At 64.4% G+C, this 13105-nt stretch carries 10 protein-coding genes and 1 tRNA gene; 7 read left to right on the forward strand and 4 right to left on the reverse strand.

Annotated features, from left to right (window positions below; translation table 11 throughout):
- The first annotated feature begins 216 nt into the window (after nucleotides 1-216).
- Nucleotides 217-1533, forward strand: a complete 1317-nt coding sequence (locus KO538_RS08270) for a hypothetical protein (RefSeq protein ID WP_219328005.1) — start codon at nucleotides 217-219, stop codon at nucleotides 1531-1533.
- A gap of 68 nt (nucleotides 1534-1601) precedes the next feature.
- Here the strand turns inward: KO538_RS08270 and KO538_RS08275 are convergent, their stop codons facing one another.
- On the reverse strand, nucleotides 1602-2366 hold the full coding sequence (locus KO538_RS08275; RefSeq protein ID WP_219328006.1) for an SDR family oxidoreductase: 765 nt from the start codon (nucleotides 2364-2366) through the stop codon (nucleotides 1602-1604).
- Between the two features lie 173 nt (nucleotides 2367-2539).
- On the opposite strand from KO538_RS08275, the gene KO538_RS08280 reads away from it, so the two are divergent.
- Nucleotides 2540-2626: transfer RNA gene (locus KO538_RS08280), tRNA-Leu, on the forward strand.
- 117 nt (nucleotides 2627-2743) lie between these two features.
- Here the strand turns inward: KO538_RS08280 and KO538_RS08285 are convergent.
- A complete protein-coding gene (locus tag KO538_RS08285) occupies nucleotides 2744-3136 on the reverse strand; it encodes an Imm10 family immunity protein (RefSeq protein ID WP_219328007.1) in 393 nt (130 codons plus the stop codon).
- A gap of 128 nt (nucleotides 3137-3264) precedes the next feature.
- Between KO538_RS08285 and KO538_RS08290 the strand changes: the two genes are divergently transcribed.
- From KO538_RS08290 to KO538_RS08300, 3 genes are all read left to right on the forward strand, one after another.
- Nucleotides 3265-3681 carry a GNAT family N-acetyltransferase gene (locus KO538_RS08290; protein WP_051990762.1) on the forward strand — a complete coding sequence of 139 codons (417 nt, stop codon included), beginning with the start codon at nucleotides 3265-3267 and terminating at the stop codon, nucleotides 3679-3681.
- A complete protein-coding gene (locus tag KO538_RS08295; RefSeq protein ID WP_219328008.1) occupies nucleotides 3681-4427 on the forward strand; it encodes a M56 family metallopeptidase in 747 nt (248 codons plus the stop codon). The genes KO538_RS08290 and KO538_RS08295 overlap by 1 nt, the downstream gene beginning before the upstream one ends.
- Nucleotides 4428-4491: 64 nt before the next feature.
- Nucleotides 4492-4992 carry a hypothetical protein gene (locus KO538_RS08300; RefSeq protein WP_219328009.1) on the forward strand — a complete coding sequence of 167 codons (501 nt, stop codon included), beginning with the start codon at nucleotides 4492-4494 and terminating at the stop codon, nucleotides 4990-4992.
- Here KO538_RS08300 and KO538_RS08305 read toward each other — a convergent pair.
- Nucleotides 4989-5792: a class I SAM-dependent methyltransferase gene (locus tag KO538_RS08305; RefSeq protein WP_219328010.1), complete on the reverse strand. Its 804-nt coding sequence runs from the start codon at nucleotides 5790-5792 to the stop codon at nucleotides 4989-4991. The genes KO538_RS08300 and KO538_RS08305 overlap by 4 nt on opposite strands.
- A gap of 295 nt (nucleotides 5793-6087) precedes the next feature.
- Here KO538_RS08305 and KO538_RS08310 point away from each other — a divergent pair, with 295 nt between their 5' ends.
- Together KO538_RS08310 and KO538_RS08315 are read left to right on the forward strand one after the other, a co-directional pair.
- Nucleotides 6088-9435: an MHYT domain-containing protein gene (locus tag KO538_RS08310; protein WP_219328156.1), complete on the forward strand. Its 3348-nt coding sequence runs from the start codon at nucleotides 6088-6090 to the stop codon at nucleotides 9433-9435.
- Nucleotides 9432-10445, forward strand: a complete 1014-nt coding sequence (locus KO538_RS08315) for a two-component system response regulator (protein ID WP_219328011.1) — start codon at nucleotides 9432-9434, stop codon at nucleotides 10443-10445. The genes KO538_RS08310 and KO538_RS08315 overlap by 4 nt, the downstream gene beginning before the upstream one ends.
- Nucleotides 10446-10695: 250 nt before the next feature.
- On the opposite strand, the gene KO538_RS08320 is transcribed toward KO538_RS08315, so the two are convergent.
- Entirely contained in the window at nucleotides 10696-13014 is a 2319-nt protein-coding gene (locus tag KO538_RS08320) for an NADP-dependent malic enzyme (protein ID WP_034746204.1), read from the reverse strand.
- Nucleotides 13015-13105: the final 91 nt, after the last annotated feature.

The following is a 13105-nucleotide window of genomic DNA, read 5'->3' on the forward strand; positions in this document are numbered from 1 at the left end:
ATCTGACCCTGTCCGCGGGCGCTGTGCGCCGTGGCAGCGTAAAATACGCCATGGCGAAAGAATAAGAGCTGCATGCAGAAGAAGATGCCATTCCAGACGAGAATCGTTCGCAACAGAATTTTCCTCGCTGAAATGGCGCATAATTTACAACTATGTTGAACCAGCGGGCAGTCGCACCAGCCATCTGCCCTGCTAATTTTAGAATGAATTGACACCATGACCGAGATCACGTCCTTAAGAGACATCCCGCAAAAAAATATCTTCCGCAAGGGCGACACCTTTGTGCTGTTCGGCGAGCTGTTCGGCCGCGGCTATGTAAATGGCTTGCTGGACGAAGCGCGCAAGGCGGGCATGAATATCGTCGGCATGACGGTCGGCCGCCGCGATGAAAACATGGCGCTGCGCCCGCTGAACGCGGAAGAGCTGGCCGAAGCGGAAGCCAACCTGGGCGGCCGCATCATCAATGTGCCGCTGATGGCCGGTTTCGACCTCGACGCGCCAGCCGGCGAACCGACGCCGACGGCCCTGCTGGCCGACATGACCCTGAAGAGCTGGCAGGAAGACAAGCTGGACTGGGCGCAGATCGAACGCTGCCGCGAAGCCGGCATCGCCCGCTTCACCGCTTCCGTGGCCAAAGCCATGGCCGAGCTGGACAGCCTGATTCCTGACGGCAGCAATGTGTATTTCGCCCACACCATGGCTGGCGGCATTCCGAAAGTCAAAGTCTTCCTGGCCATTGCCAACCGCATCTACAAAGGCCGCGGCGAGCGCTTCATGTCCTCGCGCGCCCTGCTCGACAGCGACCTGGGCAAGCTGATCCTGATGAACTTCGACGAAGTCACGGCCAACACCCTGCAGCACCTGATCGACGGCAGCGCCGCCATCCGCGCCCGCATCGAGCAAACGGGCGGCCAGGTGCGCTACAGCGCCTACGGCTACCACGGCACCGAGATCCTGATCGACGGCAAGTACCAGTGGCAAACCTACAGCAACTACACGCAAGGCCTGGCGAAGATGCGCCTGGAAAACGTGGCCAAGGCCGCGTGGGACAAAGGCATCAAGGCCACCGTCTTCAATTGCCCGGAAATCCGCACGAACTCGTCCGACATCTTCGTCGGCGTGGAACTGTCCCTGTTCCCGCTGCTCGACGCGCTGAAAAAAGAAGGCGGCAGCGCCTGGGCCGAAGAGCAATGGAAAATCTGCCAGGGCTTGCTGGAAGATGGCGTTTCGCTGCAAGACTTGCTCGACCGTATCGCCGCCTACAATGGCGACGCGACCAGCGTGCAATTCCGCAACTTCGCCGCCTGGCCGATGGACAACACGCCGGAACTGGCCGACGTCATGATCGGTACATCGGACGACATCACCAAGCTGCACAAGGACCGCAAGGAACTGATCACCGACCACCTGAGCTCGCTGGTACTGGAAGGCACGGGCCCGCTGATGTTCCACACCATGTCGGAACCGCCGGCACCGGTCGTCTGGCTCAACCACGACATCATCGCGCGCCAGCTGAACTCGGCTCACAACTGAGCTTGATCTAGCAGTACAGCACCGACGGCCCGGCTCACTCCCGGGCCGTCGGCGTTTTCGGCGCCCCGTTATGCCCGTACGATGGATACGCCACCGTCGGCCAGCAGCGCCGTGCCCGTGGTAAAGCTCGATGCATCGGACGCCAAGTACAGCGCCGAGCGGGCGATCTCGTCCGGCGTGGCCAGGCGTTTCAATGCGTGCAGTCCGGCCACGAAGGCCTGCGCCTCGGGCGTATTGGCCACTTGCCGCCCCAACGGTGTATCGGTACCGCCCGGCAACAAGGCATTCACGCGGATGCCCGCCGCGCCATACTCGGCCGCCAGGGCCTTCGTCAAGCCGATCACGCCCGCCTTGCTGGCCGCATACGCCGCCATGCCGGGCATGCCCAAGGTATGGCCGACGAAGGTCGAGGTAAAAATCAGCGAGCCGCCGCCACGCGCCGCCATGGCTGGCAACTGGTATTTTACCGCCAGGAAGACGCTCGTGAGATTGGTATCGACCGTCGCCCGCCAGTCTTCCAGGGCAACTTCGTGCGTGGGCCCCATGGGCCCCAGGGTGCCCGCATTATTAAAAGCGATATCGAGGCCACCAAAGCGTTGCAGCGCCAGCGCCACGGCCCCTTGCGCGCACGCGGCGTCGCCCACATCGCCGGCACAGGCCACGGCTTGCGCGCCACCGTCCGCCAGTTGCGCCACGAGCGCATCGAGCTCCGTCCGCCGCCGCGCCACCAGCACCAGCCGCGCACCATGGCGGGCAAACAGCCGCGCCGCCGCATGACCGATGCCCGAGCTGGCGCCCGTGATGATGGCGACCTTGTTTTCCAGTTGCTTCATGGGATATCCCTCCAGGTGAATGAAGGGACACGATAGGACGACTGGACAAGCGCGGCACTCCGCTTCTTGCGCTGGAATCGGCGCGTTCAAAGACTTTCAACGCTTGTGCAAAACACGCGCCAAGCATAAAACTTGCCAGATTGTGACAAATCAGTGATAATGCGTCTCGCGTTGCCGGGATGGCGGAATAGGTAGACGCACGGGACTCAAAATCCCGCGCTGGAAACAGCGTGCCGGTTCGATTCCGGCTCCCGGCACCACAGAACACTTTAGTCGCACCTGATCAAACCCGCCCATCGCCAGATGCTGCGGGTTTTTTTACGTCAGCGCCCGCATGGGCAGCAAGCCGGCCAGCTGGCCGGCGCCTTCCCCGCAGATCAGCGTTCCTCGCGATAATAATCGCAGCCCTCGAACGTGGTGCGCAGCGCCTGCTGCAGCTGGGCGTAGCGCTCTGGCGTCAAATTGAAACGCACGTCGATCTGGCCGTCGTCATCCATTTGCATGGCGGCCTCGGCATCCATCTGCACGGACAATCGGTTCGGATGCAAAATCACGGCGTGCATATGGCCATACCAGGCGAATTCCTGGCCGCCGTATTCGATGTAGGGCTCGTCCATGCCCATGGCCACGTCCTGCTCGTCGTATTCGTTGGCGCGCTGCAGCATCAGGTAGACGGGCTCGCCTTTGCCGGCTGGCGCGGCCAGGGTGGTGATCAGGGCATCGTCTTCATTAATGACGGACAACTCGGTGGCGGTAAATCCTGCGGACATGGCGTGCTTTCAACAAATGGATGGATGACGCCACCATAGCGCAAAAGCGCTGCGGACAACATAGCGCGCGGCGAATAAAGCGTGCCGCCTATAATGGCCATTCCATCCATATTGCACAGGAGACCGCCTTGACCGCAGCATCGTCCTACACCACCCGCCTGGCCATTCCCTCCATCGCCACCTACCAGCACCTGCGCGTTGCCGCCGGCATGAGCCCAAAAGGCGCGGCGGCGGCGGCCAAGGGCTTGCCGAACTCGCTGTTTGCCGTGCAAATCCTGCATGGCGACGAGGTGGTGGGCATCGGCCGCGTCATCGGCGATGGCGGCTGCTTCTTCCAGGTCACCGATATCGCCGTGCTGCCGGCCCACCAGGGCAAGGGCCTGGGCAAACGCATCATGGGCGAGATCATGCAATTCATCGAGACGGAGGTGCCGGAAAGCGCGTACGTCAGCCTGATCGCCGACGGCCAGGCGCAAGACTTGTACGCGCAATTCGGTTTCAAGCACACGGCGCCCGCCTCCGTCGGCATGGCGTTGACACGCTAGTGCCGGTCTGGCTGGTTTGCAGCATGGCGCTGGCGCTGCTGTTGAGCGCTGCCGCCTGGGGCGCCGAGCGCCTGCTGCAGCGGCGCGGCCGCACGACGCGCTGGCTGTGGCTGGCGGCCATCGCCGCGTCCGTCCTCTTGCCCCTGGCATGGCTGCCCGGCGTGCTGGCGGCCATGCCGGCGGAACAGGCGCAGCTGAAGCTGGGCTGGTTTGTCTTGTCGATGGGCATGCTGTTGATATTGCTGCTGCGCAGCGTCTGGCTGCTGTCGCACCAGCGCCGCTGGCAAAAGAGCACCTTGCTGGGCACGCCCGTCTTCCTGAGCGGCGGCATCGGTCCCTGCGTGGCGGGACTGCTGCGGCCCCGCATCGTGATGCCGGTCTGGCTGCGATTGATTCTGCCGCAGCAACAGGCGCTGCTGCTGGCGCACGAGCAATGCCGGCTGGCCGCGCGCGATCCGCTGCTGCTGGCCGTGGCGTACGCCTTGATCGTGCTCATGCCCTGGAACCTGCCCCTGTGGTGGCAACTGCACCGGCTGCGCTTTGCCATCGAGGTCGATTGCGACGCGCGCATGCTGGCGCACGGCCACGCGCTGCGTGCCTACGCCATCGTGCTGCGCCAGCACGGCCAGTATTATTCGGGGCTGACTGGCGCCTCGCCCATCGTGCTGAGCGACCCGCTGGCACTGCGGCGCCGGCGGCAAATCATGGGCAGATTTACGCGGGACCAGGCGGCGAACTTGCTATAGTAGCGGCAACGCCGCGCGGCGCGCCCGCGAGCCCGGCTCCCCCCTTAGAAATCAGAGAGATACCATGCTTTACCTGCTTGCCATCGTGATCGTCACCGCCCTGCTGTACTACGTCTTCAGTGGCCGCACGCCCGTCAAACCGCTGCACAAGCCGCTCGTCTCGGTGCGCCAGTACGTGCCGGCGATTCCTCCCGGCGCCCCTGCGCACCACTGGAGCGATGAGGGACGCTTTGCGTCGGAAGTGGAAAACGAATCGATGTACCAGCCCGCCATCGCCAAGCTGGCCGGCGAGCACGGTCCCGGCAATGCGGAAGAAAAATGCCTGGCCCTGCTCGTCTGCGACGATGCCAACCCGTTCCAGGACAAGGCCATCGCCGTCTTCATCGATGGCCTGCTGGTCGGCTACCTGTCGCACAACGACGCCCTGCGCCTGCGCCGCAACCTGGGCCGCATGGACCTGGTGGGCCAGCTGACCTCGTGCGACGCCGTCATCCGCGGCGGCGGCCTGTGGAATGGCAAGCGCCTGTCGTACGCCGTATGGCTCGATCTGCAGCCCTACAATTAAGCTAACGCGCGCGCCAGCCTGACGGCGCGCGTGGCGATAAAGCTGGGCAGGTATTTTTCAATTTCAAAGCGCGGCTGGGGATGCATTTCCTCGTGGTAGCCTGCCAGCACGAACCCCGCCGCCAGCTGGCCGCCGATCTGGCTGTCCAGGCCGTGGCCGAAGATCAGCGCCTCGCCCCTGTCCATGCGCGCCGCCAGCGCATCGGCTGGCATATCCTCCACATCCGAATACGGCAGCACAAAACGGGGACGTATCAAGCCCTGTTTTGCCCATTGCGGATCGCGGTCGCCGATGAACACGGCCGGATTGAAGAAACTGCTCAGCAGCACGCCGCCGTCCGCCAGCACGCGTGCGCATTCGCGCCACACGGGAGCAATGTCGGGCACGTACTGGTTCGACACGGGGTGCACGATGAGGTCGAAACTGGCGTCGGCAAAATGGCGCAGGTCGCGCATGTCACCCTGCACGGTGGCCAGGTACAAGCCGTCGCGTTCAGCCACCATGCGGTCTTTCGCCAGTTGCTGCCCAGATAAATCGAAGACGGTCACGTGCGCGCCGGCAGCGGCCAGCACGGGCGCCTGCTGCCCGCCGGCACCGGCCAGGCACAGGATACGCTTGCCTTGCACATCGCCCAGCCAGCCGGCCGGCAAGGGGCCGGGCGTCAAATGGATTTGCCACTGCCCGGCGCGCGCCGCGGCGATGGTGGCGCAGTCGACAGGCTGCGACCATGGGCTGTTCTGTACAGCCTGGGCATCCCAGGCTTGCTGATTATGCCGCAAGAAGTTGTCACTTGAAGGCATCCTCATCCTTTCAGAAAAAACAGGACGCGAATGTAGCATGACACCAGGCAAGGCGTCGCACCTTGCAAAAAAACCACACAATTCTTGATGGCAACTTCCTCGCCAGTATCGCCATTCCACGGGCACGACAAGTCCGCGGCCCACCTATCCCGCTCGGGAATGGCTTGTACGACAGGGAAAATAATTACAATTAAGATATTTGTTTCCCGAAATCTGGTAAGGTAATTCGCATCGATCACCCGCAGTGGCGGCAGGCTCCGGTGCCGGCGCCAAGCGCGTCACCTGTTTGCCTACGATGATACCTGCCAGCATCCAGCATCTGTTCCACCTTCCCGCCGATCCGGCCCAGCTGCACCACGGCCAGCATGCGCCGGGCCTCGTGCTGCTATCGCTCGTGATCGCCATTTTCACGTCGTGGATGGCTTTCCAGATGACGGCGTACAGCCGTGCACAGGCGAGCATCAGCCGCCGCTTGCACTTGCTGTGCCTGCTGGCCGGCAGCCTGGCGCTGGGCTGCGGCGTGTGGGCCATGCATTTCATCGGCATGCTGGCCTTCGAGTTGGGCACTAACGTCGATTACGATCCGGGCCTGACCTTGCTGTCCATCGTGCCCAGCGTGGCGGCCTCGTTCGTGGCCCTGGCCACCATCAGCCGGCGCGCCGTCACGGCGCCGCTGCTGCTGCGCAGCGGCTTGCTGGTGGGCCTGGGCATCGGCGCCATGCATTACACGGGCATGCAGGCGATGCGCATGGGCCTGTCGCTGCGCTACGATCCGCTGCTGTTCGCACTGTCGCTCGTCGTTGCCGTGGCGCTGGCCACCCTGGCCCTGTGGATACGTTTCGGCTTGCGCGGCTGGAGTAGCCGCGTGCCCTCGTCGCAGCGCACGCTGATCAGCGCCTGCGTCATGGGTTGCGCGATTACCGGGATGCATTACATGGGCATGCAGGCGGCGCGCTTCGTGGGGACGATTCCCCCGGGCAATGATGCCGATGCCAACCGGCCCATGCTGGTGATCAGCGTGACCCTGCTGACCATTGCCCTGACGATCCTGGTCGCCTCGGCCGTGGGCATCTTGCGCTACCGCGAACTGTTTCGCCACCTGAACCAGAGCGAACACTGGACCCGTTCGCTGCTGACAAGCACGGTCGACGGCGTCATCACCATCGACCGGCACGGCAGCATCATCGACTTCAACGGCGCCGCCGAGCGCATCCTCGGCTGGCGGGCGGTGGAAATTGTCGGCCGCCATGTCAGCGTGCTGGTCAGCGACGTGCGCCAGTCGGAACAGCACGGCCTGCTGCATTACCTGCGCACGGGCGAGGCTGGCGCTTTCCAGTCCAGCGAGGAAATCGTCTACCTGCGCAAGGATGGCATACCGGTCGCCGTGCAGCGTTCGGTGGCCAGCGCGCGTCTGGCCGACCAGGATTTGTATGTACTGTTCATTACGGACATCAGCGAACGGCGCGCCATGCTGGCCGCCCTGCGCGAAAGCGAGCAACAATTGCGCTCGCTGATCGGCAATATTCCCGGCATCGCCTTTCGCTGCACCACGGCGGAAAACCAGCCCATGCTGTTCATCAGCGATGGTGTGGAAGCCGTCACCGGCTATCCGCCCGCCGACTTTCTCGGCGCCGCACCGCGCCGCAGCATCACGGGACTGATTGCCAGCGAAGAGCGCACCTACGTCGTCGACGTCTTCAACCGCAGCGTGGCCAGCGGCGAGCCCTACCTGCTGGAATACCGGCTGCTGCATGCCGACGGCACGGCCCGCTGGCTGTGGGAGCGGGGCACCGTCGTGCACGATGCGGCAGGCGCCGTGCGCTGGGTCGACGGCGTCATCCTCGATATCAGCGAACGGCGGCAAATGGAGGAGGACTTGCGCAAGGCCAAGGAAAAAGCGGAGCTGGCGGCCGCCACGCGGGCCAGCTTTGTCGCCAACATGAGCCATGAAATCCGCACGCCGATGAACTCCATCCTCGGCTTCACCGATGTGCTGCTCGACTCGCCGCTGGCGCCGGAGCAGCGGCGCCACCTCAACACCGTGCGCCAGTCCGGCCGCTCGCTGTTGCGCCTGCTCAACGAAGTGCTCGATACGGCCAAGCTGGACAAGGGCGCCGTGGCGCTGGAAATGCGCGACTACAGCCTGCTGGCGCTGGTCGATGAACTGGCGTCCACGTATGGCATCCATGCGCGCAACAAGGGTTTGCGCATGGAGGTGCAGTACGACCCGCAACTGCCGGCCGTGCTGCATGGCGACGAATTGCGCATGCGGCAAGTGCTGGGCAACCTGCTCGACAACGCCATCAAGTTCACGCCCAGCGGCGCTGTCAGCCTGACGGCGCGCCGCGACGACGGCCAGCTGCACCTGCTGGTACGGGACAGCGGCATCGGCATCCCTGCGGAACGGCGCGACGCCATTTTTGATCCCTTCGTGCAGGCGGACGCTTCGACCACGCGGCGCTTTGGCGGCACGGGCCTGGGTACCACCATCAGCAGGCAGCTGGTGACCCTGATGCAGGGGCGCATCTGGGCCGACGCCAGCGTGCCGCACGGCAGCGTATTCCACGTCATGCTGCCCTTGCTGCCGGCACGCCAGGCGGCGCTGCCCGCCAGCGAACGCCGCAGCGTGCGCCTGCCGCCCCTGCGCGTGCTGGCCGCCGACGACGTGCCGCAAAACCTAGAACTGCTGAGCCTGCTGCTGGGCAAGCGCGGCCACACGGTGATCACGGCAGGCGATGGCGTGGAAGCCTTGCAGCTGACGCAGCAGGACGACTTCGACATTCTGCTGCTGGACTTGCAAATGCCGCGCATGGATGGCCTGGCCGCCACGCAAGCCATCCGCGCCGCCGCCCTGCGCGATGGCCGCCCGCGCGTGCCCGTGATCGCCATGACGGCCAGCGTGCTCGATGCGCACCGCAAGGCGGCGCGGGCGGCCGGCATGGACGGTTTCGCCACCAAGCCCGTCGAGTGGCAGGCGCTGTCGCGGGAAATCGCCCGCGTGCTGGGCCTGGCGGCGGAGCCGGCCGATGACAGCCCCGCGCCCGCTGGAGGAAGAGTGCTGCACCATGCGGGCGCCCTGCAGCGCTGGGCCGGCAACGACAGCGCCTACCGCGCGGCGCTGGCCCGCTTTGGACACGAGCATCCGCGCGTGCCGCCTGCCCTGCAGGCCGCCATCGAAGCACGCGACCACGCGGCGCTCCTGCCGCAAAGTCACCGGCTGCGCGGCGCGGCGGCCAACCTCGGCCTGGAACAGCTGGCCGCCAGCCTGGCGGCACTGGAACAAGCGTGCGCCAGTCCCACCCTCGCCACGGCGCCGCAGCTCGATGAGACGCTGGGCAAGCTGCTGACGCAATGGCCAGCGGCCCTGGCCGCCATCGCCCGGCTGGCACCGCCTGCATTGCCGGCGGCAACGACGACGAGCGCCATCGACGCGCCCGCCGCCCGGCAAGCGGCCAGCGCCCTGCTGCAGGCCTTGCAGCGCGGCGAACTCGATGACGCGGCGCAAGCCCAATTGCAGCACGCCATGGGCGCGCAAGCGGATGCGCTGGCGCCGCTGCTGCACGCCATCGACGACTTTGATTTTCCCCTGGCACAGTCGCTCCTGCACGGCCTGCTGCCCACCTTCGCCCCGGAGTCCCCATGAATGCACAAGCCAGGCCCGTGATTCTCGTCGTCGACGATGAAGCGGCCAATTTGCAATTGCTGCGCCAGATCTTGCAGAACGACTACGCGCTGCTGTTCGCCAAGGATGGCGCGCGGGCCCTGGAACTGGCGCAGCAGGAACGCCCGGCCCTGATCCTGCTCGACGTGATGATGCCGGGCATGAGCGGCCACGACACCTGCCGCCAGCTGAAAGCAGCGCCGCTGACGGCCGCCATCCCCGTCATTTTCGTCACGGCCCTGAACGACATGCGCGATGAACTGAGCGGTTTTGAAGCGGGCGCCGTCGATTACATCACCAAGCCGCTCAGCCCCGCCATCGTGCGGGCCCGTGTGCGCACGCATCTGTCGCTGGTGCGCATCGACGAACTGAAGGAAACGCGGCTGCAGATCGTCCAGCGCCTGGGCCTGGCGGCCGAGTACAAGGACAATGAAACGGGCTTGCACGTGATCCGCATGAGCCATTACGCGCGCCTGCTGGGCGTGGCCGCCGGCATGGACGAGGCCGCCGCGGACGACCTGCTGCACGCGGCGCCCATGCACGACGTGGGCAAGATCGGCATCCCCGACCGCATCCTGCAAAAGCCGGGCAAGCTCGACGCGGACGAATGGGCCATCATGCAGACGCACGCGCGCATCGGCGCCGACATCATCGGCGAACATGCCGCAGGCGGCATGCTGGCGCTGGCGCGCGAGATCGCCCTGTCGCACCATGAAAAATGGGATGGCAGCGGCTACCCGAACGGCTTGGCGGGCGAGGCGATCCCGCTGGCGGGACGCATCATCGCCGTGGCCGACGTCTTCGACGCACTGACCTCGGTGCGCCCGTACAAGCGCGCGTGGTCGGTGACGGACGCCGTGGGCTATTTACAAGCGCAACAAGGCAGCCATTTCGATGCGCGGCTGGTCGATCTGTTTGTCAAGGAACTGCCCGCCATCGACGCCATCCGGCTGCGCTGGGCAGAGAAAGAGGAAAGCCATGCGGCCGCTTGAAAAGTGAACTCCCGCCACGGCCAGCGTTGTTGCGTCACACAAAACAGTGCCGGACAGATGGCGCCGGCGCCGATGCAGACCACTGGAAGGGCAAGGAGCTCGATGCCATTATGGCCGGCAGCGGGCCAAGCATTTTGATGCACATCAAATAACTTTCACTTTCCTGGCGATAGCCTTGCCGATGGCGCACTGACGTAAAAAGCCGCGCCACCCTTGCGGATGGCGCGGCTTTTAACTGACAGCGACAGCCTTAGACTTTGCGCTGGGCGACAGCGTCAACAACACACAGCGCCGTCATGTTGACGATGCGGCGCACGGTGGCCGATGGCGTCAGAATGTGCACGGGCTTGGCGCAGCCGAGCAGGATCGGGCCCACGGCGATGCCGTTGCCGGCCGCCGTTTTCACCAGATTGTAGGCGATGTTGGCCGACTCGATGTTCGGCATGACGAGCAGGTTGGCGTCGTTTTTCAGTGCCGAATTGGGCATCAGTTTTTGACGCAGCTTGCTGTCGAGGGCCGTATCGCCGTGCATTTCGCCGTCGATTTCCAGGTCCGGCGCGCGTTCCTTGACGATGGCCAGGGCGGCGCGCATCTTTTGCGCCGAGGCGCTGTCGCTGGAACCGAAGTTCGAGTGCGACAGCAGGGCCGCGCGCGGCGACAGGCCGAAACGGGTCATCTCTTCGGCGGCCATGATGGTGATCTCGGCCAGCTGCTCGGCGTCCGGGTTTTCATTGACGTGCGTGTCGACCATCACCAGCTGGCGCTCCGGCATGATCAGCACGTTCATGGCGGCGTAGACATTGCTGCCGGCGCGCTTGCCCAGCACCTGGTCGATGTATTTCAGGTGCAGCTGGGTGGTGCCGAAGGTGCCGCAGATCATGCCGTCGGCGTCGCCCTTGTGGATCATCATCGAACCGATCAAGGTGTGGCGGCGGCGCATTTCCAGCTTCGCGTATTCCTCGGTGACGCCCTTGCGGCTCGTCATCGCGTAATACGTGTTCCAGTAATCGCGATAGCGCTCGTCGAAGTCCGGGTTGATGACGTCGAAGTCGACGCCTTGCTTGAGGCGCAGGCCGAACTTCTGGATGCGCGCTTCGAGCACCGGTGGACGGCCGACCAGGATAGGACGCGCCAGTTTTTCATCGACCACCACTTGCACGGCGCGCAGCACGCGCTCTTCTTCGCCTTCGGCGTAGACGATGCGTTTGAGTTCGGCCGGCGTGGATTTGGCCATCAGGAACAGCGGCTTCATGAAGGTGCCGCTGCGGTAGACGAATTGCTGCAGGCTGTCCGCGTACGCTTGCAAGTCCTTGATCGGACGCGTGGCGACGCCGGAATCCTCGGCCGCCTTGGCCACCGCTGGCGCGATCTTGATCAGCAGACGCGGATCGAACGGCATCGGGATCAGGTATTCAGGACCGAACGACAGGTTGCTGATGCCATACGTGGTGGCCACGATGTCGGACTGCTCGGCATGCGCCAGGTCGGCGATCGCGTGCACGACGGCGATTTCCATTTCGCGCGTGATCGTCGTCGCGCCGCAATCGAGGGCGCCACGGAAGATGTACGGGAAGCACAGCACGTTGTTGACCTGGTTCGGATAGTCCGAACGGCCCGTGGCGATGATGGCGTCGCTGCGCACGGCCTTGACTTCTTCCGGCAGGATTTCCGGATTCGGATTGGCCAGCGCCAGGATCAACGGATTCGGCGCCATCTTGCGCACCATGTCTTGCTTCAGCACGCCGCCGGCGGAGACGCCGAGGAAAATGTCGGCGTCCGGGATGATCTCGGCCAGGGTACGCAGCGGCGTGTCTTGCGCGAAGCGTTCCTTGTCCGGGTCCATCAGTTCCGTGCGGCCCTTGTAGACGACGCCGGCCAGGTCGGTGACGTAGATGTTTTTCAGCGGGAAGCCCAGGTCGACGATCAGGTCCAGGCAGGCCAGCGCCGCGGCGCCCGCGCCCGACACGACCAGTTTGCAGTCCTCGATTTTCTTGCCGACGGCTTTCAGGCCGTTCAGGATGGCCGCGCCGACGATGATGGCGGTGCCGTGCTGGTCGTCATGGAAGACGGGAATCTTCATGCGGTCGCGCAGCTGGCGCTCGATGTAGAAGCACTCGGGCGCCTTGATGTCTTCCAGGTTCACGCCGCCGAAGGTCGGTTCCAGCGAGGCGATGATGTCGACCAGTTTATCGGGATCCATCTCGTTGATCTCGATGTCGAAGACGTCGATGCCGGCGAATTTCTTGAACAGCACGCCCTTGCCTTCCATCACCGGCTTGGCGGCCAGCGGGCCGATATTACCCAGTCCCAGCACGGCCGTGCCGTTGGTGATGACGGCCACCAGGTTGCCGCGCGCCGTATATTTATAGGCATTGGCCGGATCGATGACGATTTCTTCGCACGGTGCCGCCACGCCTGGCGAGTAGGCCAGTGCCAGGTCGCGCTGGTTGGTCAGTTGTTTGGTCGGCGTCACGCTGATTTTGCCGGGGCGCGGGCACTCGTGATACTCGAGTGCGGCCAAGCGCAATTGTTGACGCAATTCTTCTTTTTTATCAGATGACGAATCCATGCTGTGCTGCCTTCCTGTTTGGTCGATCGGGTGTTCCGGATTTTATCAGACCGATTCTTTCAATTAGCTAGGTATTTTCCGCTAGCCACAG

Origin of the sequence: Janthinobacterium sp. NKUCC08_JDC, from assembly GCF_019345575.1 — a bacterium.
GTDB lineage: Bacteria > Pseudomonadota > Gammaproteobacteria > Burkholderiales > Burkholderiaceae_D > Janthinobacterium > Janthinobacterium aestuarii.